This is a genomic window from Methylobacterium sp. WL64 (genome assembly GCF_008039945.1).
GTDB lineage: Bacteria > Pseudomonadota > Alphaproteobacteria > Rhizobiales > Beijerinckiaceae > Methylobacterium.
In genome coordinates, this window is sequence record NZ_VRVA01000008.1 from 14,041 (window position 1) to 35,937 (window position 21,897).

Below are 21,897 nucleotides of genomic sequence, written 5' to 3' on the forward strand. Positions count from 1 at the left end.
CACGCTAGACGTCTGTGTGGCTGTTCATTGAGGCCTCGTAGGCCTGGATGGTCGTGCGCGAGCGGCGCAGGGGCCGGGTGACCTGCACGGCGATGTTACCGTCGACCTGGCCGATCCGTCCCTGGGTGAGGGCCCAGTCGCCGCAGCGCACCGCAATCAGGTCGGAGGGCTTGGCGTCGAACATCAGGGTGTCGCCGACCTTGAGGCGCATCACCTGCTTGAGCGGCAGCATCATCTCGTGCAGCACCGCCTCCATGGTGACGTCGGCCTGCCAGATCTCGGTGGCGAGGTGGCCCTCCCAGACATGGTCTCGGCCGAGCTTCTCGCCCATGAAGCTCTGGGTCAGCAGTTCCCGGATCGGCTCGATGGTCGCGTAGGGGAACAGGATCTGCAGCATGCCGCCGCGCCCGTCGACGTCGAGGCGGAGGCTGATCAGGATCGCGGCGTTGCCGGGGCGGGTGATGGTGGCGAAGCGCGGGTTGGTCTCGATCCGGTCGATGCCGAAGGTCACCGGCGAGAGCGGCTGGAACGACATCTCCAGGTCGCCGAGCACGATCTCCACGAGGCGGCGCACTAGCGTCATCTCGATCGACGTGAACGGCCGTCCGTCGAGACGGCTCGACGAGCCACCGCGCTTGCCCCCGAGCAGCAGGTCGAAGGTCGCGTAGGCGAGGTTCGAATCGACTGTGACGAGGCCGGAATTCTCCCATTGCTCGGCGCGGAACACGCCCAGCAGGGTCGGGAGCGGGATCGCGTTGAGATAGTCGCCGAAGCGCACCGAGGTGATGTTGTCCAGCGTCACCTCGACGTTGTCCTGGAACAGGTTGCGCAGGGAGGTCGACAGCAACCGGATCATCCGGTCGAAGACGATCTCCAGCATCGGCAGGCGTTCGTACTGGACGACGCCCGAGTCGACGATGGCCTGAACGCCCCCGGCCCCCGAGGCCGAGAGCTCGCGCATCGAGAAGCCGAGGACGCCGTCGATCTCGTCCTGGTTCAGCACCCGGTCGTTGCCGGCGAGCTCGGGGAGGTTGTCGCTCTCCCCGTCCTCGATCATCGTCGCCCATTCGGCGGCGACGTCTCCGGCGTTGCGCGTGGTGCCCTGCTCGGCGAGCGCCGCGCCCCATTCCTCGGCGAGCGATGTGTCGCCGCCCTCGGCGCCCTGCTCCAGGAGGGCGGCCGACCAGTCGTCTTCGGGAAGTTCGTCCTCGGGTTCCATCAGACGCGTCCGCTAGAAGCCTGGTTCGCGGTGACCGCCAGGGCCGACGGGTCGGTCACTGGACGATCACGTCCTTGAACAGCACCGCCTCGACCTTGGCGGGATAGACGGCGACGTTCACGCGCCGCAGCAACTCCTCGCGCAGCCGGTAGAGCCCGACCGACCCGGTGAGGTCACTCGCACGCAGCTCGCGCATGTAGACCTGCAGGGTGTCCTCGATGCGCGGCATCAGGGGCTTCACCTCGTCCTCGACCCCGGCATCCTTGAGTTCCAGGGCGAGCCGCAGCTTGGCGTACTTGGCCTTCTCCTGTGGCGCGTCGGGGCTGAGGTTCAGCAGCATCTCGCGCATCTCGACGAACACGATCGGCTTCTTGCCGTCCGGGCCGACGCCCTTGGCGGCGTCGCCGTGCCCGCCGCCGTGACCACCACCATGTCCGCCGCCCGAGGCAGCCTCCTTGCCCTCACCGCCACCGCCAGACCCCATCATCATGAAGGCACCGCCGCCGCCGACGACGACCAGCAACACGGCCGCCCCGATCATGATGAGCTTCTTCTTGCCCTTCGGAGCCGCCTCGGCGCCGGCTTCGCCCTCTTCGGCGGCCTTTTTGGGCTTCTTGGCCATGGGAAATAATACTCTCTCGCGGATATCCGCGTGCCGGGTATGACCGGATATCGGAGCATTACGGTTAACGCGTCGTTAAGCGGGCAAATCCTGCCGGGCCAGGATTGCCGTAGCGCAGGCCCGACCCATCCGGGTGGTTGCCGGAGCGTCGCGCAAATCATTCAATTTGCATTTAAATTTGGATTTTTGAGCGTTGGCACAGCGGATGCTGAATGGATCGTTGCCGCCACCGCGGCACGCGAGTGTCAGAGTCCACGATGCAGAATGCCCTCTTCGTCGGCGTGTCGAGCCAGGTGGCGCTTCAGCGCGAGCTGGACGTCATCTCCAACAACATGGCGAACGTCTCGACCACCGGCTTCAAGGGCCGGAGCACGCGGTTCCAGGAATACCTGATGCCGGTGGCCAGCGCGGATTCGTTCGCCCGCCCGGACAGGCGCCTCTCCTACGTCATCGACCAGGGCACGACGCTGGACCTGGGGCAGGGGCCGATCGAGCAGACCGGCAACCCGCTCAACGTCGCGGTGAAGGGCTCGGCGTTCATCGCGGTGCAGTCGCCCCAAGGCGAGCGCTACACCCGGAACGGCGCCTTCGAGATCGACCCGACCGGCGCGCTGGTGACCAGCGACGGCTACAAGGTCGTCGGCGACGGCGGGCCGATCACCATCAACCAGCAGGAGACCGGGCTGACGATCGGCCTCGACGGCACCGTGTCGACCAACCTCGGCATCCGCGGCAAGATCAAGCTCGTCACCTTCGCAAACCCGCAGCGTCTCACCAACGAGGGCGGCAACCTCTACGCGTCGCCCGAGCCGGCCCGCGCGGCCGGACTCGACGGCCGCCTGGAATCCGGCGCGCTGGAGCGCTCGAACGTCCGTCCGGTCATCGAGATGACCCGGCTGATGGACGTGAACCGCTCCTATGCCATGGTGTCGAGCATGATCAGCCGCCTCGACGACCTGCGGGGCACGGCGATCCGCCGCCTCGCCGACGTCGCGTAAGGGGGGCTCGACCGATGCGCGCCCTTTACTCAGCCGCCACCGGCATGGCGGCCCAGGAACTGAACGTCCAGGTCATCTCGAACAACATCGCGAACCTGCGCACCACCGGCTACAAGCGCCAGCAGGTGCATTTCCAGGATCTGCTCTACCAAAACCTGCGCCGAGCCGGCTCCTCGACTTCCGAGCAGAACACCCAGCTTCCCGCCGGCCTCGCCCTCGGCTCGGGCGTGAAGACGACCTCGACCGCCCGCGTCATGTCGCAGGGCACGCTGAGCTCGACCGAGAAGGACTACGACGTCGCGGTCCGTGGCGAGGGCTTCTTCCGGGTGACGATGCCGGATGGCCGCACCGCCTATTCCCGGGACGGTTCGTTCGACCTCTCGGCCACCGGCCAGCTCGTCACCCGCGACGGCTACCTGCTCGATCCGGCGATCACCGTGCCGCAGACGGCGACCGCGGTCACGATCAGCGCTACCGGCGCCGTCCAGGCGACGCTGCCCGGGCAGACCGCGCCGCAGGCGCTCGGCCAGTTCCAGCTCTCGCGATTCGTCAACAAGGTCGGCCTCGAATCGATCGGCGACAACCTGTTCATCGAGACGGCGGCCTCGGGGCCGGCGATCAGCGGCCTGCCGGGAGCGGAAGGATTTGGAAACCTTCAGCAGAGTTATTTGGAAGAGGCGAACGTGAACGCCGTCACCGAGATCTCGTCGCTGATCGCCGCGCAGCGCGCCTACGAGATGAACTCGAAGGTCGTGACCGCCGCCGACCAGATGCTCTCTACCACCTCGCAGATGTTCCGCAGCTGACCGCGCGTCCTGCCCTCACTTCAGGTCTCCGATCATGTATGCCGGCTCCCAGATCGACCTTGCCGACCTGCCCCTCGTCAGCACGGCGACGGACGAGAGCGACCTCAACCCGATCGTCCGCCGGACCCGCCCGCGGGTGGCGCCCCCCGGCGCCGCGGTGCTTGTGCGCGCGGCGCTCGCCTTCCTGACCTTCGCGGCCATCGGCGCCCTTGCGATCCCGGCGATGGCCCAGACCGCCCCCCCGCAGAACGAGGCTCAAAAGGCGCAGCCGCGCCTGCGCGGAGACGTGACCGCCCGCGGCGATGTGCTCGCCCTGTCCGACCTCGTCGAGGGCGCGCCGGACGCGCTCGCCGCGCGGCCGCTGTTCCGCTCACCCGCGCTCGGCGCCACCGGCACGATCCAGACCCGCCGCATCGTCGAGGCCGCCGCAGCCCTGGGCCTGACCGGCCTGGAGACCGGTGGCCGGATGCAGATCGCCGTGCAGCGCGCCGCGCGACGCCTGGGACCGCCGGATCTGGAGGCCGCGCTCAAGCGCGCCCTGGAGACGGGCTACGGCCTCGATCCGCGCAGCGTGGCCGTCCGCTTCGACGGCGACGGCCCGACGCTGCTGGCGCCGGTTGACCTCGCCGGTCAGGCCACGGCCCTCGACCTGACCTACGATCCGCGCTCCCGCCGCGTCACGGGTCTCGTCAGCCTCGGCGAGCGGCAGGCATCGCTCCGGGTCTCGGGCGTGGTGGTCGAACTGCGCGAGGTGGCGGTGCTCACCCGGTCGCTCAACCGGGGTGATCCGGTGCGAGACGGCGACCTCGTCGTCGAGCGCCGTCCCCGCGAGATGGTCGCGGCCGACGCGCAGGCCGGCGCCACGGCGGTCCTGGGTGAGGTCGCCCAGCACGCGCTGCCGGCCGGCACGGTGCTGCGGGTCTCCGACACCGCCCTGCCGGAGCTGGTGGCCCGGGGCGAGAGCGTGACCATCGTGTACGAGACCGCCAGCGTCAGCCTGTCGATGCGCGGGCTGGCCAACGAGGCCGGCCGGATGGGCGCGGTCGTCAACGTCGTGAACGTGGCCTCGAAGAAGGTCCTCCAGGCTACCGTGGTCGGCCCCGGCCGGGTCTCGGTCGGCCCCGCCTCCACGGCTCAGCAGGCCGCCGCGGCCCCGCAAGTCCAGGCGACGGCGTCCCTGCGCTGATCGCCCATCCGATGCGTCAACGAGTTTCCCGATGACCAGCCGCCTCGCCCTGACCCCGCTCGTCGCCGTGCTGTTCGCCGGCCTCGGGGCCTGCAACACCGCCGACCGGCTGTCCCAGGTCGGCGCCACCCCGGCGCTGTCGGCGATCGAGGATCCAACCACCCAGCCGGGCTACAAGCCTGTCCGGATGCCGATGCCCGACGTGCAGCCGGTCTCCTACGCGCCGAATTCGCTCTGGCGCACCGGCTCCCGGGCGTTCTTCAAGGATCAGCGGGCGGCCCGGCTCGGCGACCTGCTGACCGTGAAGGTCAACGTCACCGACAAGGCCAACATCAACAACGAGACCAAGCGGTCCCGGGCCAACACCGAAAGTTTCGGCCTGCCGAACGCCCTGGGGCTGGAGAACAATGCCGTCGGCAAGTCCTTCGGCGTCGGCAGCACCGCGCTGCTCGCCGCCACCTCGGCCACGGCCAACGACGGCGCCGGCTCGGTCCAGCGGGCCGAGACCGTGACCACCAACGTCGCCGCGGTGGTCACGCAGGTGCTGCCCAACGGCAACCTGGTGGTCGAGGGCAAGCAGGAGATCCGCGTCAACTTCGAGGTTCGCGAGATGGTGGTGGCCGGCGTGGTCCGGCCGGAGGACATCGAGTCCGACAACACCATCGACTCGACCAAGATCGCCCAGGCCCGCATCGCGTATGGCGGCCGCGGCCAGATCACCGACGTGCAGCAGCCCCGCTACGGCCAGCAGATCGTGGATATCCTGCTGCCGTTCTGAGCGCTCTCAGCTCGGCTCCTCCGGCTCCGGTCCGCGGGTCACGTCGAGGCCCGAGGCGGCCCCCGCGGGCGGCCCGACCTTCACCGGCGCACCGGTGCGCGCGGCCTCGTAGATCGCCTCCATGAGCACCTGATCCTGCAGCCCCTCTTCGCCGGGGGTGCGGGGACGCAGGTTCTCCTGGATGCACCGGGAGAAGTGGTCCATCTCGAGGGCGAACTGGTTCTTGGGGCTCAGAACCTTCTCGTCGCGGGTTCCGTTCTTGCCGTCGCGGTGGGACACGAACAGGCGCTGGCCCTCGTACGCGAAGGCGTTCTGCAGATCGACGGAGGCGCTCCCGGTGTGGAGCGTCAGGCTCCGGGCCTCGTACACGCCGTAGCTCGACGTGCATTGCGCGATCACCCCGGACGGGAAGCGCATCGTGAAGGTGACCGTCTCCTCGACCTCGCGGAACTTCGGATCGTCGGGCGGAGAGTGGATCTGGGCCTGGATCAGGTCGGGCTCCTCGCCGAGGACGGCCCGGGTGGTGTTGAGGCAGTAGAGCCCGATATCCGGCAGCGATCCGCCGCCCGCGAGCGCCTTCTTGAGCCGCCACTGCTCAGGCAGCCCGCTCGTCTGGCCGTTGAACGCCTGGATCAGCCGGGGACGCCCGAACTCGCCTGAGCGGGCGAGCTTGATCACCGCGCGGTTGTGCGGCTCGTACTGGCAGCGATAGGCGATCATCAGCTTGACGTTGGCTTGGTTGCAGGCCGCGATCATGTCGCGGCACTCCTGCGAGGCTACCGCCATCGGCTTCTCGCACAGCACCTGCTTTCCGGCTGCCGCGGCGGCCAGGACGTTGTCCCGGTGCACGCTGTTGGGCGTCACGACGTAGACCGCCTGGATTGCCGGGTTGGCCTTCAGCCGATCCCACTCGTCGTAGCCGTAGACGGCATCCTCGGGCAGGCCGTATTGCCGCGCCACGAGCTTGGCCTTGTCGGGGGTTCCCGACATCACCGCGGCCAACCGCGAGCGCTTGGTAGCCCCGAAGGCCGGCAGGATCTCGTCGAGGCTCAAACGCCCGAGGCCGACGACGCAATAGCCGACCCGCTGGCCCGGAGGCTGCGGCGCCGGGCTCGGCACCGGCGGCCGGTCGGCCGGGCCGCGCCAGTTCGGGAACATCACGCGGCCGCCCTGAACTGCGCCGGTATCGGTCGGAACCGCCGGGCCGGGCTGGGCCGCCTGGGCGGTGCTGCCGAGGCCAGCGCCGGCCAGGGCGCCCCCCGCGGCCAGGAGGGTGCGTCGTGAGAGCCGGGTGTCGTCCGCCATGAGCCTCGCCGTTTCGCTGGATCCGGGTCACGGCATCGAATCGCCGCGACATGGGACGAGCGTCCGCGATCGACGCTGTCCCGTCAGTGAACGCAGGCCGGCATCCGGTCGTTTCCGGACAGCAGCGCGGCGCGCAGACGCGCGACCTCCGCCTCACTGTCGGCCAGGCGGCGGGCCGCCGGAATCCGGCTCGGAGGCCGCCTCCGTCGCCTCGCGGATGGTACCCGAAGGCCCCCTCAACCTCCGGTTTACCTTGATCGTCCGGTCAGGCGGGCGGCGGGGGATCGGGCGCCTCCACTTCGCCCCGCCGCTGAAGCTGGAGGGCGACGAACCAGCACAGCGACGCCCAGGCCGCGCCAATGCACCACCCGGCCAGCACGTCGCTCGGCCAGTGCACGCCGAGATAGATCCGGCTGAGTCCGACCAGCAGCGTCAGGCCGACCCCCAGTCCGAGAACCAGGGCCTTCGCGCTGCGATTGCGGTCGAGCCGGGCAATGAGGGTCGCCAGGGTCAGGTACGCGATCGCCGACATCGTGGCGTGGCCGCTCGGGAAGCTCGCCGTGAAGACCTCCATGCCGTGCGGGACAAGGTCCGGCCGGGGCCGCTGGTAGAACAGCTTCAGCACCGTCGAGATTAGCTCACCGCTGCCGACCGCGGCGAGCACGAACAGGCTGATCCGCCGGCGTCCGGAGACCGCCAGGTAGGCCGCCACCGCACAGGTCAGGAACAGGACCGTGAAGACGCTGCCGAGCCCGGTGATGTCGCGCATCGTCTCCTCGAGCCAGGGCGGCCCGATCGGGTCGGACAGGTCGGCGGGATTGCGCAGGGCCAGGAGGATCTTGCGGTCCAGCGCCGCGGTCGAGCCCTCGCCGACCTCGTGGGCGAGGTAGAAGAAGCCGTAGCCCAGGATGCTGACCCCGAGCAGAGCCACGAGGGGCCCGACCTCGTTCAGCCGCAGGCGCAGCCAGACCGACATCGCGCGCCCGGTCAGGGGATTGCGCTGCAGGCCACCCGGCGCCCTCATGGCGCTCCCCTTCCGGTCGGTGTGAGAACCATCAGGCATTCTCCCCGAAGGCCAGCGTGGCGACGGGCTCCCAGGGACCGCCAAGATAGCGCCACAGTTGCGTCGCGGGCGCAGTGAAGTGGAACGGCGCGAAGCCGGCCGACAGGTCGGCGTGGAGCGCGCGGGCCTTGTCGGGGGTGACCTTGTTCTGCACCGTCACGTGTGGCCGCCAACCCTGCCGGTCCTGCGCCGTCAAGTAGGGCTCGAAGGCCTTGGCCAGCCGCGCCCGGAAGTTCGACAGCGACTCGGATTCGAGGACGTAGGCGACGCCGCGGCCCGTGAAGCGCAGGCCCGTGACGGCGACGCCAGGCGCCGGCACCGTCCGGGCCAGCGTCGTCACCGCCTCGATCACCCCGCGCTCCCGGTCCCCCGGCAGGTGGTGGAACAGCGTCGCGTGGGCCGGGATGAAGTTCAGGGCCTCCGGGAAGTTGCGCCGGCGCTCGCCGTCGAAGCGCGCGAAAGTCGGCTCGTCGAAGGCGAGCGTCAGGATCAGGGGGGCCGCGTCATGCATGAGACGCGACATGGCGCCAAAACCGCTCAGGTCCAGTAGAGCACCCGCGCGGCCGGCAGGTCGCGAGCAAGGCGATCCGTCAGATGCGTGCGCATCGCCTGCATCAAGGGCTTCGGGAAGACGTGCTTCACGGTGCCGAACTTGGTGCGCTTTTCCACGCGGTCGGCTTCGTCGAGGGGCAGGTCCGAGCCCGGGTACCAGCCGCGCAGGACCGCCTTCGAGACCGGCGTGAAGCGGTGGGTGATGAGTTCGGCGGTCAGGTCCAGATCGGGGATGCCCGCCAGCGCGTCGGCGGCATCGCGGATCAGCCCGGCATAGGCCGCCTCCCAATCCGGTACCGGGATGATCGGCGCGATGGTTAGGCCCACGGGATAGCCGGCCCGCGCCATCGCGGCCATGGCGGCGAGCCGCGCGTCGAGCGGGTCGGTGCCGCCCTCGTAGCGGGAAGCGGGACGGGCATTGACCGAGAAGCGGATCCGCGTGCGCCGGTTGTGCGGCAGGTCGAGGAGCGGGGCGACGGCGGCGAACTTCGTGGTGAAGCGCAACTGCACCGGCGCGTTCCAAGCGCCGAAATGCCGGATCGCCGCCGAGAGCGAGCCGGTGAGATGCTCGATGCCCAGAGGATCCGTGTAGCAGGACGCCTCGAAGGTCGTGCCCTCGTGAGCGCGCTCAGTGGACGCGGAGGTCACGGCGCCCTGGCCGGCATAGCCCGCGAGGTTGCCCAGTATCGCGTCGAGATTGGCGTAGGCCCGGGTCAAGGGCGGCCCCTGGAGCGAGCCGGCGAGGTAGCAATACTGGCAATGGGCCGGGCAGCCCTCCGCGAGGTCGAAGCGCCAGTCGGCCGAGGGCGGGATCGGTTGCAACCGCAGCTTCGTCGGCGGCGCCACCGTGATGGCGAGGGTCGCCTTGGCAGCGGTGTAGGCCCGGCGCGGATCAGCGTCGCGCAGCCCGGTGAGGCGGTTGGCGGCGAGCCGCTCCACGGGCAGCCCCATCGCCTCGGCCCGCGCGACCATGGCACGCCCATGCGCGAAATCCAGCGCGGCCGGGGTTACCAGCACTCGGCGCGGGCGCCAGAGCCGGGCCGGACGGGCACGGGCCGAGCCGTGGCTTTCGGCCGGCGAGGGGGCGGGCATCAGGGCAGCGCTGGACGACATGTCTGTCGAACGCACGCCACCCCGGGCGGGTCCGGCCTCGGCGACCCGGCAGCGTGCGGCCGAAGCGCTCGCCGCATCGAAGGCCTGTCGCCGTTCCCGATTGCAAGGTGATCGGGAACGGCTCTAAAGCACCGCCATGGCTGCAGGCAGGGAGAGCGTACATGTCGGCCGCGACGGATGGCTGTTCCTCATCGGCGGCACCAACCGCGTCCTGGACCGTTACCGGGGCGGATTGCGGCACTGGCTGCTCCTGCGCGGCTGGACGCGGCTGATCGAAGCCCGGGCCCGGCGCGCGGAGCGTCTCGGGATCCGCTGCCTTCACGTGATCGTGCCGGAGAAGCTGTCGGTCTACGACGACAAGACCGACGGGCTGCGTTACGCCCCGGGCAAGGCCTCCACACGCCGTCTGGCGCGACGCCTGGCCCGGCATCCGGCCTACCTCGATCTCCTGTCGCCCCTCCGGGCGGGCCGTGACGGCCTGGTGCCGCTCTACCTCCGCACCGACACGCATTGGACCATCGAGGGCTGCCTCCTGGCCTATCGCGAGATCATGCGCGCGCTGGGGTCGATCCCGCCGGCCGATATCGGCGCGCGGCCGCAACTCGTCACCGAAGCCGTGATGGACCTCGGCGAGAAACTCAGCGAGCGCCCACTGGAGCGGCTGAACCGGTTCATGCTGCTGCGCGACGCCAAGCGGGTCGAGGTCGGCCCGCTGCTCGCCGCCTACGAGGCGCAGGGGCGCGACCGGGAGGCCCATGTCGGGGCCCACGTCGTTTTCCGGAACGAGGCGGAGGGCGCCGACCCGCGCCGCCTCGTGCTGTTCGGTGATTCCTGCGCGCATTTTGACCCGTTCCTGCTGACCGGGCTGCTGGCCGAAAGCTTCCGCGAGGTTCACTTTGTCTGGTCGGCCAGCCTCGACTGGGGCTACATCGAACGCGTGCGCCCCGACATCCTGCTGTTCGAGTTGGCCGAGCGATTCCTGGCGCGGCTGCCGCGGGACGATTTCGACGTGGCGGTCTCTGGCCAGCGCGGGACCGGCGGGCGGCTGGCGCAGATGAACGGCGCCGGGCGCGCCACCGCGGCTCAGTAGATCGCGGGGTCCAGGCGGGCGAACTCGGTGATGCTGGCCCCCTGATACTTGACGAAGGATTCGGGGGCGCAGGCGATCCCGATCATCAGCACGAGCAGGGTGGCGACGCAGGCGAGCGTCGCCGTGACCACGTCCGCATGCCGCTTAAGGGTGTGGATCAACAGACACCCCAGGGTGAACAGTGCCGCCTCAGCGACGGGCACCAGCGCGAACGACATCTCTCAGCTCCATCCAGTCTCCCGCCGAGCCGGGGGCGCTGCGGATGCGCAGAAGCGGGCGGGTGGCCGGAAAATGGCCGATTATGCTGCACTGCAATAGAAGCGTTCGCGCAAGCCTGCGTTGCACGAGGCTGGGGCGCACGCCGGAACCGAGTCGGACGGCGCCGCCGGCCCCTTTCCGCAGCCGTCCGGGCTCCCATCTCGCTTCGACGACCATCTGAACCGGGATATCACCATGGGCCTCCTCGTCGACGGCGTCTGGCGCGACCAGTGGTACGACACCGCCTCGACCGGAGGCCGGTTCGAGCGGAAGGCCTCGTCCTTCCGCAACTGGGTGACCGCCGACGGAGCACCCGGTCCTTCAGGGGAGGGCGGCTTCAGGGCCGAGCCGGGGCGCTATCACCTCTACGTCTCGCTGGCCTGCCCGTGGGCCCACCGCACCCTGATCGGGCGGGCGCTCAAGGGCCTGGAGGAGGCGATCACGGTCTCGGTGGTGGATCCGCACATGGGTGCCGAGGGCTGGGTGTTCGGAGACACGCCCGGGGCGACGCCGGACCCGATCCATCGCGCCAGCCGCCTCTACGAGGTCTACCGGGCGGCGGACTCATCCTATACCGGCCGCGTCACGGTGCCGGTGCTGTGGGACCGCAAGCGCGGCACCATCGTGTCGAACGAATCCGCCGAGATCCTGCGGATGCTCAACAGCGCCTTCGGGGAGACCGGGCCGGACCTGTACCCCGAGGATCTGCGCGTTGCGATCGACGCGATCAACGAGCGGGTTTACGACCGGGTCAACAACGGCGTCTACAAGGCCGGCTTCGCCACCGCGCAGGACGCCTACGCGGTAGCCTTCGAGGCGCTGTTTTCCGAACTCGACGCGCTGGAGGAGCGCCTCGACCGGGGCCGCTATCTCTGCGGCGACCGATTGACCGAGGCTGATATCCGCCTGTTCACGACGCTCGTGCGGTTCGATGCCGTCTATGTCGGGCATTTCAAGTGCAACCGGCGCCGCATCGCGGATTATCCCAACCTGTCGAACTATCTGCGCGACCTCTACGCGCTTCCCGGTGTGGGCTCGACAGTCGATTTCACGCACATCAAGCGGCACTATTACGAGAGTCATCCGACCATCAACCCGACCCGGATCGTACCGCTCGGTCCAGAACTCGATCTCACCGCCCCAAACGACCGTGCCCTACGGTTCGGTTGAGCGGAGGCCGATCCCGCCCGGCAGGCCCGCCTCCCTCGACAGACCGTTCAGGACGCCTAGTTCGACCGCAAACGGAGGAGACAGGCCTGCCATGACGAACCGACTGCGCCTCGCGCTGCTTTGCGCGCTCCTCGGCCTCCCCTGCACGGCGCACGCGCAGGCTGCGCTCCGGCTGGAAGGGTCGTGCGAGAAGCTGATCGTCAACGGCCAGGATCTCAGCGCGTCCTGCAGCGACGTGCTGATGAATGCCGTCAACCGCAACCGCACGAGCTTCGACTTCTCCGCGAAGGATGGCCAGACCATCAGCTTCAGCGGCAACGGCGCACAGCAGGAGGCGACCGAGGAGACCGACCCGCTGCAGCCGATCAACTTGGTGATGGTCGGCAAGGACGGGACGCCGACGCTGGCGATCGGCGCCTGCCGCTTCTCGGCCCCGGAGCCCGGCCGCACCGCGATCACCTGCGAGGCCAGCACGGCGGATGGCCGCGCCTTCGCCGGAACCTTCGTAACGGCCGCCAAAGCTGCGGAGAAGGGGGCACCCGGGGCGCCGGCCCGGTGAGTTTGGACTGGTCAGACCCGGTCCGAAGCCCCATCTAAGGCACTCCACGAAAAAAGTTCCGAAGCTAGGCCAATGCTGAATGACACCCTTGCCGGCGGCGCCGCTCCGGCCGGCGACACCGATGCCCTGATCAAGGACACGACGACCGCGGGCTTCCGACAGGATGTCATCGCCGAGTCGATGCACCGGCCGGTTCTGGTCGATTTCTGGGCGCCGTGGTGCGGCCCCTGCAAGCAGCTCACGCCGGTCCTGGAGAAGGTTGTCAAGGCGGCCAAGGGCACCGTGGCCCTGGTCAAGATGAACATCGACGACCATCCCTCGATCGCGGGCCAGCTCGGGATCCAGTCGATCCCGGCCGTGATCGTGTTCCAGAAGGGCCAGCCCGTCGACGGCTTCATGGGTGCGGTACCGGAAAGCCAGATCAAGGAGCTGATCGACCGTGTCGCGGGCCCCGCCCAGGATCCGGTCGAGCTGGCACTCGCGGACGCCGCCGCCCTGATCGAGGAGGGCGACCTTGCGGGCGCCTCCGAGATCTACGCCGCGGTCCTGGAGCAGCAGCCCGACAACGTGGCGGCGCTCGCCGGCCTGGCGAAGATGCAGCTCGACGCCGGCGAGATCGAGAATGCCAAGCGCGTGCTGGCGATGGTCCCGGACGCAAAGGCCGCCGACCCGGCGCTCACCGGCGTCCGTGCCGCCCTGGAACTCGCCGAGCAGGCCGCCTCGCTCGGCGACCTCACGGGATTGCAGCGTGAGGTCGACGCCAATCCGGACGCCCACCAGGCGCGGTTCGACCTCGCTCTGGGTCTCGCCGCCGCGAACGAGCGCGGACAGGCGGTCGATCACCTGATCGAGTTGCGCAAGCGAGACAAGGAATGGAACGAGGATGCGGCGCGCAAGCAGCTCCTGCAGTTCTTCGAGGCCTGGGGCGTGATGGATCCCGACACGATCCGGGGACGACGCAAGCTCTCGGCGCTCCTGTTCTCATGACACTTCGGCTCGCCCTGGGGCGGATATTCCGCCCCAGCATCAGGCCCATCCGGGAGGCGCCATGAGCACCCATGCGAGCTACAAGGGCCCGGCGGATTGCCCCGCGGTCATCCCAGTCTTTCCGCTGCCCGGCGCATTGCTGCTGCCGCGCGGCCAGATGCCCCTGAACATCTTCGAGCCACGCTACCTGTCGATGATCGACGACGCGATGCGCACGGATCGGGTGATCGGGATGATCCAGCCCGATCCGGAAGGGTCGGGGGCGGCGAACCCCAAGCTCTACCGGGTCGGCTGCGTGGGACGGATCACGCAATACGCCGAGACCGGCGACGGCCGTTACCTCGTCTCGCTGACCGGCATCAGCCGGTTCCGGGTCGAGAGCGAGCTGGCCTCCACCAGCACCTACCGCCGCTGCCACGTCTCCTACGAGGACTTCGCGGTGGACTTCGAGGCGCGGGCGGGCGAGGAATTGGTCGACCGCGACGGCGTCCTCAAGGCACTGCGCGACTTCGTGGAATCGAACGATCTGAAGGTGGATTGGGACGGGATCGACGAGGCGCCAGACGAGGCGCTGGTCAACGCCCTCTGCATGATGAGTCCGTTCGGCGTTCGCGAGAAGCAGGCGATGCTGGAGGCCCCCGACCTTAAGACCCGGGCGGAAATCCTGATCGCGGTCACGCAGATGGAACTGGTTCGCGGCTCCGGCCCCGAGCCGACGATGCAATAGGCTCGCACGACCGATGACCAACGACCTCACAACCACCGTCGAGGCGACCCGCGTGGACCCCAAGCTCCTTGAGATCCTGGTTTGTCCGCTGACCAAGGGCACGCTCGAATACGATTCCGCCCGCCAGGAACTGATCAGCCGCTCTGCGAAGCTCGCCTACCCGATCCGCGACGGCATCCCGATCATGCTGCCGGAAGAGGCGCGCTCACTGACGGATTGAGACGCGCGGGGCCGGGACACGCGGTCGGGCGGACATGGTCCGCGCCGCTCGACGAAACACCGGCCTCGTACTGCCGCTCCGGGACGGGCTGCGACGGTCACGCAGCGCGTTCCGCCAGGTGCGCCGCACCTCCTCTCCCTGACGGCAGAGGACTTTTTCTTCATCCTGCCGTCGCGCTGTCCAGCCCGAAATGGACATCTCGTCTCTCGCGCCGGCGCGGGGGACCGATGCCTCGCCCTGCGATGCACGAGCTCGACGGTATGGGCGGGCGCGTCTGTTCCCCGTGCCAAGGCGCAATCTGAAAATCCGGGCGCGGGTCGAGAAGAATGCTACGCCGGGCCCGGGCGCACCCGTTCCACACGCCGCCTTCGAGGACGGCGTGGATGAACGTTCCCCAATCAATGATACGGCCAAGCAATCGCAGAGCGCGGCGTGACTATTTCCGCCTCATCGAGGCGCAGATCCTGATCTCACCGAAAAACCGTGCAGCCATACTCTTGCCGCTTCCCTCATTCAGCATCGCGTCATCCTCCATCGACGAGTGTGACCCAGCGCGCCATGACGGGCGGCGCGCGCTTTGCTGAAAGAGATACCCGCATGATCAAACTGGTCGCCGCCGCGGCTCTCGCCGCCGGCCTGTTCTCCCCCATATCCCCGTCGGCCCACGCCGCACCGGGCGCGAACAACGGAACGTGGTCGGTGGAACTCGTGACCGAGAGCGGGCTATGCAACGCCCGCTACACCTACGCCTTGGCGATCCGCGAGGGCCAGGTTCGGCTGGTCTCGGGCGAGGCAGGAGCCCGGGTGAGCGGCCATGTCGGCGCCGACGGCAGCGTCGGTCTCGCCGTCACCACCGGGACGGCGAGCGGGACCGGAACCGGGCGGCTTCAGGCCGGTACCGGCTCGGGCACCTGGAAGGTCGCCACCCTATGCTCCGGCCACTGGACCGCGCGGCGCAGGAACGACCGCACCGCGCAGGCCGACTGACGACGGTCAGGCGGCGCCGGCGAGCCAGGTCCGCGCCTCGGCGAGGCGGGCGCGCTCGAACACCTTGATCTGGGTCGGCGAGACGAAATTGAAGGTCTCGGCCAATGCCTTCAGCCAGGGCGCATCCGTCACCAGGGCGACATGGCTGACGCTCTTCATCATCGAGATGCCGAAGCGCGGGTCCTTGAAGAAGGCGGCCGGCTCCATGCCCTCGAAGGCGCGGATATCCTCGAGCAGCTTGATCTTGCCGCCCTTGTCGAGGTCCGCCTTCATGGCATTCATCGCGGCGTTCATCTCCTCGTCGGAGATCTTGCCGTCGACCACGATCTCGGCGACGTTCGAGTCCGGCGTCTTGGTATAGCTCAGCACTGATCGCTCCTCCGGGAACCGCACGCGTCCCGCCGCCGATCTCCGGCCGCGGGTCCGCTGCCCGTGGCCGCACTGTCTTACAAAAAGCTCTGCGGGTCGACATCGATCGCGACCCGGACGTTGCCACGCACCTTCGGGCCGCGGGCGATCCAGGCGCGCAGATAGGCCTGCATGTCGATGTTGCGCTCCGTCTTCACCAGCAGCCGGAAGCGGTAGCGGCCCCGGACCAAGGCGAGCGGCGCCTCCGCGGGCCCCAGCACCATCACACCCTCCGGCGGATCGGCGGCGCGGGCGAGCGCCTGTCCGTGCGCCTCGGCGACCTCCCGCTCGGCGGCCGAGACGATCAGCGCGGCGAGCCGCCCGAACGGTGGCAGCCCCGCCGCCTCGCGGGCGTGGATCTCCTCCTGATAGAAGCGCTCCGCATCCCCCGACAACAGGGAGGCGATCACCGGGTGTTCGGGCTGGTAGGTCTGGACCAGCGCCCGGCCGGGCTTGTCGCCGCGCCCGGCCCGGCCGGTGACCTGCTGAAGCAGCTGGAAAGTGCGCTCCGCCGCCCGCGGATCGCCAGAGGTCAGTCCGATATCGGCGTCCAGCACGCCGACCAGGGTCAGGCTCGGGAAGTTGTGGCCCTTGGCCACCAGCTGCGTGCCGATGACGAGGTCGCATTCACCGGCCGCCACCGCCTCCAGCTCCTGTCGCAGGCGGTCGGCGCCACCGGGAAAGTCGCTCGACAGCACGACGATGCGCCGGTCCGGGAACAGCGCGGCGGCCTCCTCGGCGATCCGCTCGACGCCAGGGCCGCACGCGGTCAGGTTGTCGAAGGTGCCGCACTCGGTGCAGGCGTCGGGCCGCCGCTCGGTGTAGCCGCACTGATGGCAGACGAGCGCCCGCCGGAACCGGTGCTCCACGAGCCAGGTCGAGCAGTTCTTGCACTGATAGCGGTGCCCGCAGGCCCGGCACAGGGTCAGCGGTGCGTAGCCCCGGCGGTTGAGGAACAGCAAGGCCTGCTCGCCCCGCTCCAGGGTATGCTTCACGGCGTTGACCAGCGGCGGGCTGAGGAAGCGGCCCCGCTCGGGCTGGTCCTTGCGCATGTCGATGGCGGCGATGTCGGGCAGGCGCCGCCCGCCGAACCGCTCCGGCAGCAGCACGTGGCGGTAGCGCCCGCGCGCCGCGTTCACCCGGGTCTCGATCGACGGCGTCGCCGAGGCCAGCACCACCGGACAGCCCTCCAGGCGCCCGCGCACCACCGCCATGTCGCGGGCGTGGTAGTGGACGCCGTCCTCCTGCTTGTAGGCCGCCTCGTGCTCCTCATCGACGACGATCAGGCCGAGGCGGGCGAACGGCAGGAACAGCGCCGAGCGCGCGCCCACCACCACCAGAGCCTCGCCGGCCGCCACCGCGGCCCGCAGTCGCTCGCGGCGTTTGCCGCCGATGCCGGAATGCCAGGCCGCCGGCCGGACCCCGAAGCGCTGGGCGAACCGGTCGAGGAACTGCGCCGTGAGGGCGATCTCGGGCATCAGGATCAGCGCTTGGCGCCCCGCCCGGACGCAGGCCGCGACCGCCTCGAAATAAACCTCGGTCTTGCCGGAGCCGGTGACGCCCTCGAGCAGGATCGGCCGGTTGTCGGCCGCCTCCGCGTCGGGTTGCAGCCACGGGAACGGCTCGACCAGTTCCGTCACCGCCTCGGCCTGGGCGGGCGAGAGCGGCGTGCGCGGAAAGTCCGGCTCGGGGGGCAGGGCGACCGGCTCGGGCTCGACCGCGATGGTCTCCAGGACGCCGTCGTCGATCAGGCCGTCGATTACCGAGAGCGAGACCCCGGCTTCCTTGGCGAGCGCGCTCTTGCCGCGCAGCGCACGGTCCGCGGCCGTCGCCACGACCTTGGCTCGCGCCGCGGTCGGCCGTGAGGGCGGCTTGTCGGTGAGGCGCACCGCAACCCGGGCGGTCTCGGCGGCGGCGGCCTCGTCGGGCAGGCGCAGCACCATGGCGAGCGCCGAGCCCTTCGGGGCGAGGGTGTACCGGGCGATCCAGTCGACCAGACTGCGCAGCGGCTCCGAGAGCGGTGCGTAGGGGAGGGTGCCGGTCACGGGGCGCAGGTTCGAGCCGCCGGCCGTCTCGGCCAAGCCCCAGACGACGCCCACGATCTCGCGGGGCCCGAGCGGCACCTGCACCACGTCGCCGACCGCGAGGTCGAGGCCGCCGGGCACGGCGTAGCTGTAAGGCGCATCGAGCGCCAGCGGGATCAGGATCTCGGCGACAAAGGGCATGCGGGCGTATCGGGCGGGTCCGTTCCGGGTCCGTACCACAGGGCCGGGAAAAGAACCCGCGGCTTCAGCCGTCCCGCAGACCCGGCACCAGCGGCAGGGCGGCGAGGCTCATGGCCGCCATCGCCCAGAAGGCCGGTGCCCCGAAGGCGCCGAAGAGCGCGCCGGAGGCCAGCGTCGCCAGCACGCCGGACAGGCCGAGGCCCAGGGTCCCGTAGAGTGCCAGCGCGGTGGCCCGACGTTCCGGGGGCGTCGCGGCCTCGATCAGGCCGAGGCAGGCGAGGTGCAGCAGGGCGAAGCTCAGCCCATGCAGGACCTCCGCACCCGCGAGGACGGGGATCGCTGTGGTCGAGGCGAGCGCCGCCCAGCGCAGGGCGCCGGCCAGCGCCGCGACCGCGATTCCGGCCGGGAGCCCGATCCGCGCCAGGAGCCAGGGTCCGGCGAACAGGAACACCAGCACCTCGGCCGCCACCGATCCAGACCAGAGCAGTCCGGCGGTGCCGGCTCCAATTCCAGCAGCGCGCCACAGGATCATGGCGAAACCGTCATGCATGGCGTGGGCGCCGACCACCAGCGAAGCCGCGAAGACCACGCGCAGGAAGCGCGGCAGCCGCAGCAGAACCGCGAAGTTGTGCCACGGCATGGGGCCGTTTTGCTCGCCTTCGCGGACCGGCAGCGCCAGGGCCGCACCCGAAGCGGCGATGAACAGGCCCCCGCTCGCCACCAGCGCGGCCCACAAGCCGGACGCGGCGATCAGCCAGCCGGCGGCGCCGGTGGCGGCGATGAAGCCGGCCGAGCCGGCCGCCCGGACCCAGCCATACTGGAAGACGGCCCCGCCCCGGGCGGCGGCGAGCGCCAGCGCGTCGGCCAGCGGCGCAGGCGCGGCGGTTCCGGCCGCGTACAGCAGGGCCGGCCCAAGGAGCTGCCAGAACCCGACGCCGGGCAGGTGCGCCAGGACGGCGAGACCCGCGAGCGCGATGCTCGCCGCCAGGACGGGACGGCCGGCCCGGCTCCGGTCCGCGAAGGCGCCGGCCAGGGGGCCGATCACCAGCCGCAGGGCGCCGGCGGCTGCCAGGAGGGTGCCGATCTGCCCCGGCTCCAGCCCACGCGCCGCGAGAAAGCCCGGCAGGATCGGGGAGAGGAAACCGTAGGCCCCGTACAGGGCAACGTACAAAACGAGGAAGCGGGACAGACCACCCCGCCGAGCGGTGTCGCGCGCGCCGGGATCCATCGGAGCAGCCTCGTCAGGATGCGTGCGGCGGGCAGGGCGACATAGAGGTCCGATCGAAGAGAGACCGGGGTCGCTCCGACAACGGCCAGACAACAGCATCCGGATCGCCGAAGCAAATCACTGCTCCGGATGCATCGCCCGTTCAACCGGGTCAGCAATCAGCCGCCCCTACGCCCCCGCGCCTTGCAATCGCGCGGCCTTCGCAAACAACGTCTCGAAGCGGGCCCTCTCGTTTGCCGAGGGGCCGATATCCTCGCCGAAGGCCGATCCGGTCCGCGCTTCCGCGCTTCCGCGCGCGATCCTGTGCCAGGGTGCCGAGGAGCCGCCCCCGCGATCGGTCAATGCCCGCGCCGGCCTGCCGCCGCGGCGGCGGGGGTCTTGGCGATGCTCTGCCCGAGGCGCAGCAGCAGCATATCGATCAGCAATTGCAGTTCGGTATCCGCGACTCCTTCGAGCGCGTCGCGGCATTCGAGGGCCCGGTCGATGGCGACCGAGAGCGCATCCAGCGGCTCGACCGGCAACGGGGCGGCCTGCTCATCCTCGAGCCGGCTGTCGGTCACGTCGATGATGATGCCGTGCCCGGTCCGCCGGCTCGACGAGCCCGCCGGCAGCCGGCCGCGGTCGAGGATCCACCGGACCTGGCCGGCCGGCGAGAGCGTGCGGTACTCGGCCACGAACAGGCCGCCGCGCTCGCGGACCGCCTGGAACTGCCGCACCACCGCCGGCCGGTCCTCGGGATGGACGCAGGCCTTCGCGATCTCCAGCGGAATCGGCCGCCCGGCGAGGCCAGGATCGCCCGCGAGCACGTCGGCGGCGCCGGCATCGAGGGTGCAGCGATCGGACCGGGGCGACCACGACCACGCGCCGATCACGCCGGACGCGTCGAGGGCTGCCGACAGATCCACCGGCAGGCCGCGCGGGCGCTTGATCGCGTCGACAACCATGGGCGATCTCCGAAACCGGCGTGCCCCTCGCACGCATTCTTCGCAGTCATACAACCCATGATGGAATTAAGAGGCGGTTAACTCAACACCGCAACCTCAATGCTCTCCCGGTCATTCTACTGATGGATTGAGGTTATTCCCGCCGACCGACGAACCGTCCCCGGTTTCGCGCCATGTCAATGGACGCGCGACGGTTGTACTTCATGCGCGGGCTTCAGCCGATCTGCGTGACCAGCGTGAACGCGCCGAACAGCAGCACCGCCCCGACCACAACCGCCAGAAGAATGAGCGCAGCCCGCGATTCTTGGATGTCCGACGCCATGAGCCTCCCCGATCGTATCGCCCGGTCCGCCGGGCCGCGCTCCGCGGCGCTTTGCGTGCCAGAGTTGCACCGATCGGCCTGGCTGTCGACGGTGGACGGCGCCATCGGGCGACAGGGATCTCTGGCCGAAACGGCGCCATCTTTGACCGGGTTCACCGCGCCGACCTAAGCAAGGTCCGGCACGATGCTTCGGCGATCGAGGGAGCGACCGATGCGAAGCGATGTTGCGTTCAGTTCGGAGGGCCGGACCTTGCGGGGCTGGCTCTATCGGCCGGACACACCGAAGGGCGCGTCCGCTGCGGCCGTGGTGATGGCCCACGGCTTCTCGGCGGTGAAAGAGCAGTATCTCGATCGTTACGCAGAGGTTTTCGCGGCGGCCGGTCTCGGCGTCCTGGTCTACGACCACGCCCATTTCGGCGCCAGCGACGGGCTACCCCGGCAGGAGGTCGATCCGACGGCGCAGAAGCGCGGCTACCGGGATGCGATCAGTTTCGCACAGACGATTCCCTGGATCGATCCGGACCGCATTGGGATCTGGGGCACCAGCTTCAGCGGGGGCCACGTGATCGAGGTCGCGGCGATCGACCGCCGGGTCCGATGCGTCGTCGCGCAGGTGCCACAGATCAGCGGCTCGAGCTCGGCACAGCGCCGGACCCGTGCCGATCTCGTGCCGGCCCAGCTCCGTCGCTTCGAGGCCGACCGCTCCGCGCGCTTCCGCGGCGAGGAGCCGGCCATGCTGCTAGCGGTGTCGGACGATCCGCGCCAACCCTGTGCGATGCCGGGACAGGACGGCCACGCCTTCTTCACCGGCACTCAAGCCTTCGCACCGGCCTGGCGGAATGCGGTGACGTTGCGCAGCGCCGAACTGTCCCGCGAGAACGAGCCGGGCGTGCACATCACCCGGATCAGCCCGACACCGCTGCTGATGATCGTGGCCGAAGACGACGGTCTCACGGCCACCGCCCTGTGCCTTGAAGCCTATCAGCGCGCCCTGCCGCCAAAAGATCTGGTATTGGTGCCGGGCGGTCATTTCGATCCGTATGTCCGGCACTTCGATCGCACCAGCTGCGCCGCCCGGGACTTCTTCATCGCTCGTCTCGGCGCGCGGCCGACCGCCTGACGATCGCCCG

The 21,897-nt window shown here is 69.8% G+C and carries 23 protein-coding genes; 12 read left to right on the forward strand and 11 right to left on the reverse strand.

The window, feature by feature from the left end; genetic code table 11:
* Positions 1-4 precede the first annotated feature (4 nt).
* Positions 5-1,222 (reverse strand): flagellar motor switch protein FliM, encoded by a 1,218-nt coding sequence (gene fliM, locus FV242_RS06305; RefSeq protein WP_147855648.1) that lies wholly within the window; start codon positions 1,220-1,222, stop codon positions 5-7.
* A 52-nt stretch (positions 1,223-1,274) separates the two neighbouring features.
* Positions 1,275-1,841, reverse strand: coding sequence for a flagellar basal body-associated protein FliL (gene fliL, locus FV242_RS06310; RefSeq protein WP_147908790.1), 567 nt, complete (start codon positions 1,839-1,841; stop codon positions 1,275-1,277).
* A 257-nt stretch (positions 1,842-2,098) separates the two neighbouring features.
* Between fliL and flgF the strand changes: the two genes are divergently transcribed.
* From flgF to flgH, 4 genes are read left to right on the forward strand one after another with little or no spacing between them, the layout of a single operon-like run.
* Positions 2,099-2,839, forward strand: coding sequence for a flagellar basal-body rod protein FlgF (gene flgF, locus FV242_RS06315; RefSeq protein ID WP_147896360.1), 741 nt, complete (start codon positions 2,099-2,101; stop codon positions 2,837-2,839).
* Positions 2,840-2,853: 14 nt separating this feature from the next.
* Positions 2,854-3,645, forward strand: a complete 792-nt coding sequence (gene flgG, locus FV242_RS06320; protein WP_092038758.1) for a flagellar basal-body rod protein FlgG — start codon at positions 2,854-2,856, stop codon at positions 3,643-3,645.
* 34 nt (positions 3,646-3,679) lie between these two features.
* Positions 3,680-4,831 carry a flagellar basal body P-ring formation chaperone FlgA gene (flgA, locus tag FV242_RS06325; protein WP_187278349.1) on the forward strand — a complete coding sequence of 384 codons (1,152 nt, stop codon included), beginning with the start codon at positions 3,680-3,682 and terminating at the stop codon, positions 4,829-4,831.
* A gap of 31 nt (positions 4,832-4,862) precedes the next feature.
* On the forward strand, positions 4,863-5,609 hold the full coding sequence (gene flgH, locus FV242_RS06330; RefSeq protein ID WP_147855644.1) for a flagellar basal body L-ring protein FlgH: 747 nt from the start codon (positions 4,863-4,865) through the stop codon (positions 5,607-5,609).
* 6 nt (positions 5,610-5,615) lie between these two features.
* Here flgH and FV242_RS06335 read toward each other — a convergent pair whose 3' ends face one another.
* From FV242_RS06335 to FV242_RS06355, 4 genes are all read right to left on the reverse strand, one after another.
* The gene (locus FV242_RS06335) at positions 5,616-6,914 is read right to left on the reverse strand and encodes a Gfo/Idh/MocA family protein (protein WP_147938338.1); all 1,299 of its coding nucleotides are present in this window, start codon (positions 6,912-6,914) and stop codon (positions 5,616-5,618) included.
* 265 nt (positions 6,915-7,179) lie between these two features.
* Positions 7,180-7,938, reverse strand: a complete 759-nt coding sequence (locus tag FV242_RS06345) for a phosphatase PAP2 family protein (RefSeq protein ID WP_147908793.1) — start codon at positions 7,936-7,938, stop codon at positions 7,180-7,182.
* A 31-nt stretch (positions 7,939-7,969) separates the two neighbouring features.
* Positions 7,970-8,488 (reverse strand): 2'-5' RNA ligase family protein, encoded by a 519-nt coding sequence (locus FV242_RS06350; RefSeq protein WP_147938405.1) that lies wholly within the window; start codon positions 8,486-8,488, stop codon positions 7,970-7,972.
* A 26-nt stretch (positions 8,489-8,514) separates the two neighbouring features.
* Entirely contained in the window at positions 8,515-9,621 is a 1,107-nt protein-coding gene (locus FV242_RS06355; protein WP_147938406.1) for a spore photoproduct lyase family protein, read from the reverse strand.
* Positions 9,622-9,778: 157 nt separating this feature from the next.
* On the opposite strand from FV242_RS06355, the gene FV242_RS06360 reads away from it, so the two are divergent.
* A complete protein-coding gene (locus FV242_RS06360; protein WP_147938339.1) occupies positions 9,779-10,732 on the forward strand; it encodes a hypothetical protein in 954 nt (317 codons plus the stop codon).
* On the opposite strand, the gene FV242_RS06365 is transcribed toward FV242_RS06360, so the two are convergent.
* Positions 10,726-10,950 carry a hypothetical protein gene (locus tag FV242_RS06365; RefSeq protein WP_147908795.1) on the reverse strand — a complete coding sequence of 75 codons (225 nt, stop codon included), beginning with the start codon at positions 10,948-10,950 and terminating at the stop codon, positions 10,726-10,728. The genes FV242_RS06360 and FV242_RS06365 overlap by 7 nt on opposite strands.
* A 235-nt stretch (positions 10,951-11,185) precedes the next feature.
* On the opposite strand from FV242_RS06365, the gene FV242_RS06370 reads away from it, so the two are divergent.
* The 6 genes from FV242_RS06370 to FV242_RS06395 all read left to right on the forward strand — a co-directional run bounded on the left by FV242_RS06370 (position 11,186) and on the right by FV242_RS06395 (position 15,640).
* Positions 11,186-12,160 (forward strand): glutathione S-transferase family protein, encoded by a 975-nt coding sequence (locus FV242_RS06370; RefSeq protein WP_147938340.1) that lies wholly within the window; start codon positions 11,186-11,188, stop codon positions 12,158-12,160.
* A 91-nt stretch (positions 12,161-12,251) separates the two neighbouring features.
* A complete protein-coding gene (locus FV242_RS06375) occupies positions 12,252-12,719 on the forward strand; it encodes a hypothetical protein (RefSeq protein WP_147908797.1) in 468 nt (155 codons plus the stop codon).
* Positions 12,720-12,791: 72 nt separating this feature from the next.
* Positions 12,792-13,706 (forward strand): thioredoxin, encoded by a 915-nt coding sequence (gene trxA / locus FV242_RS06380; protein WP_147938341.1) that lies wholly within the window; start codon positions 12,792-12,794, stop codon positions 13,704-13,706.
* Positions 13,707-13,767: 61 nt separating this feature from the next.
* Positions 13,768-14,433 (forward strand): LON peptidase substrate-binding domain-containing protein, encoded by a 666-nt coding sequence (locus FV242_RS06385; RefSeq protein ID WP_147938342.1) that lies wholly within the window; start codon positions 13,768-13,770, stop codon positions 14,431-14,433.
* 13 nt (positions 14,434-14,446) lie between these two features.
* Entirely contained in the window at positions 14,447-14,653 is a 207-nt protein-coding gene (locus FV242_RS06390; RefSeq protein WP_147854793.1) for a Trm112 family protein, read from the forward strand.
* Positions 14,654-15,250: 597 nt separating this feature from the next.
* Positions 15,251-15,640, forward strand: coding sequence for a hypothetical protein (locus tag FV242_RS06395; protein ID WP_147938343.1), 390 nt, complete (start codon positions 15,251-15,253; stop codon positions 15,638-15,640).
* A gap of 6 nt (positions 15,641-15,646) precedes the next feature.
* On the opposite strand, the gene FV242_RS06400 is transcribed toward FV242_RS06395, so the two are convergent.
* From FV242_RS06400 to FV242_RS06415, 4 genes are all read right to left on the reverse strand, one after another.
* Positions 15,647-16,009 carry an STAS/SEC14 domain-containing protein gene (locus FV242_RS06400; RefSeq protein WP_147854795.1) on the reverse strand — a complete coding sequence of 121 codons (363 nt, stop codon included), beginning with the start codon at positions 16,007-16,009 and terminating at the stop codon, positions 15,647-15,649.
* Between the two features lie 77 nt (positions 16,010-16,086).
* Positions 16,087-18,273 carry a primosomal protein N' gene (locus FV242_RS06405; RefSeq protein ID WP_147938344.1) on the reverse strand — a complete coding sequence of 729 codons (2,187 nt, stop codon included), beginning with the start codon at positions 18,271-18,273 and terminating at the stop codon, positions 16,087-16,089.
* A 64-nt stretch (positions 18,274-18,337) separates the two neighbouring features.
* Positions 18,338-19,501: an MFS transporter gene (locus tag FV242_RS06410; RefSeq protein ID WP_147938345.1), complete on the reverse strand. Its 1,164-nt coding sequence runs from the start codon at positions 19,499-19,501 to the stop codon at positions 18,338-18,340.
* Positions 19,502-19,839: 338 nt separating this feature from the next.
* A complete protein-coding gene (locus FV242_RS06415) occupies positions 19,840-20,445 on the reverse strand; it encodes a PAS domain-containing protein (protein WP_147908803.1) in 606 nt (201 codons plus the stop codon).
* Positions 20,446-20,978: 533 nt separating this feature from the next.
* Between FV242_RS06415 and FV242_RS06420 the strand changes: the two genes are divergently transcribed.
* Positions 20,979-21,887, forward strand: a complete 909-nt coding sequence (locus tag FV242_RS06420; RefSeq protein WP_147938346.1) for an alpha/beta hydrolase — start codon at positions 20,979-20,981, stop codon at positions 21,885-21,887.
* Positions 21,888-21,897 lie beyond the last annotated feature (10 nt).

What these genes read in the sequence shown, in the direction of transcription:
- fliL (WP_147908790.1), bottom strand. Translation starts at nt 1,841, where the DNA reads ATGGCCAAGAAGCCCAAAAAGGCCGCCGAAGAGGGCGAAGCCGGCGCC.
- flgF (WP_147896360.1), top strand. Translation starts at nt 2,099, where the DNA reads ATGCAGAATGCCCTCTTCGTCGGCGTGTCGAGCCAGGTGGCGCTTCAG.
- flgG (WP_092038758.1), top strand. Translation starts at nt 2,854, where the DNA reads ATGCGCGCCCTTTACTCAGCCGCCACCGGCATGGCGGCCCAGGAACTG.
- flgA (WP_187278349.1), top strand. Translation starts at nt 3,680, where the DNA reads ATGTATGCCGGCTCCCAGATCGACCTTGCCGACCTGCCCCTCGTCAGC.
- flgH (WP_147855644.1), top strand. Translation starts at nt 4,863, where the DNA reads ATGACCAGCCGCCTCGCCCTGACCCCGCTCGTCGCCGTGCTGTTCGCC.
- FV242_RS06335 (WP_147938338.1), bottom strand. Translation starts at nt 6,914, where the DNA reads ATGGCGGACGACACCCGGCTCTCACGACGCACCCTCCTGGCCGCGGGG.
- FV242_RS06345 (WP_147908793.1), bottom strand. Translation starts at nt 7,938, where the DNA reads ATGAGGGCGCCGGGTGGCCTGCAGCGCAATCCCCTGACCGGGCGCGCG.
- FV242_RS06350 (WP_147938405.1), bottom strand. Translation starts at nt 8,488, where the DNA reads ATGCATGACGCGGCCCCCCTGATCCTGACGCTCGCCTTCGACGAGCCG.
- FV242_RS06355 (WP_147938406.1), bottom strand. Translation starts at nt 9,621, where the DNA reads ATGCCCGCCCCCTCGCCGGCCGAAAGCCACGGCTCGGCCCGTGCCCGT.
- FV242_RS06360 (WP_147938339.1), top strand. Translation starts at nt 9,779, where the DNA reads ATGGCTGCAGGCAGGGAGAGCGTACATGTCGGCCGCGACGGATGGCTG.
- FV242_RS06365 (WP_147908795.1), bottom strand. Translation starts at nt 10,950, where the DNA reads ATGTCGTTCGCGCTGGTGCCCGTCGCTGAGGCGGCACTGTTCACCCTG.
- FV242_RS06370 (WP_147938340.1), top strand. Translation starts at nt 11,186, where the DNA reads ATGGGCCTCCTCGTCGACGGCGTCTGGCGCGACCAGTGGTACGACACC.
- FV242_RS06375 (WP_147908797.1), top strand. Translation starts at nt 12,252, where the DNA reads ATGACGAACCGACTGCGCCTCGCGCTGCTTTGCGCGCTCCTCGGCCTC.
- trxA (WP_147938341.1), top strand. Translation starts at nt 12,792, where the DNA reads ATGCTGAATGACACCCTTGCCGGCGGCGCCGCTCCGGCCGGCGACACC.
- FV242_RS06385 (WP_147938342.1), top strand. Translation starts at nt 13,768, where the DNA reads ATGAGCACCCATGCGAGCTACAAGGGCCCGGCGGATTGCCCCGCGGTC.
- FV242_RS06390 (WP_147854793.1), top strand. Translation starts at nt 14,447, where the DNA reads ATGACCAACGACCTCACAACCACCGTCGAGGCGACCCGCGTGGACCCC.
- FV242_RS06395 (WP_147938343.1), top strand. Translation starts at nt 15,251, where the DNA reads ATGATCAAACTGGTCGCCGCCGCGGCTCTCGCCGCCGGCCTGTTCTCC.
- FV242_RS06405 (WP_147938344.1), bottom strand. Translation starts at nt 18,273, where the DNA reads ATGCCCTTTGTCGCCGAGATCCTGATCCCGCTGGCGCTCGATGCGCCT.
- FV242_RS06410 (WP_147938345.1), bottom strand. Translation starts at nt 19,501, where the DNA reads ATGGATCCCGGCGCGCGCGACACCGCTCGGCGGGGTGGTCTGTCCCGC.
- FV242_RS06415 (WP_147908803.1), bottom strand. Translation starts at nt 20,445, where the DNA reads ATGGTTGTCGACGCGATCAAGCGCCCGCGCGGCCTGCCGGTGGATCTG.
- FV242_RS06420 (WP_147938346.1), top strand. Translation starts at nt 20,979, where the DNA reads ATGCGAAGCGATGTTGCGTTCAGTTCGGAGGGCCGGACCTTGCGGGGC.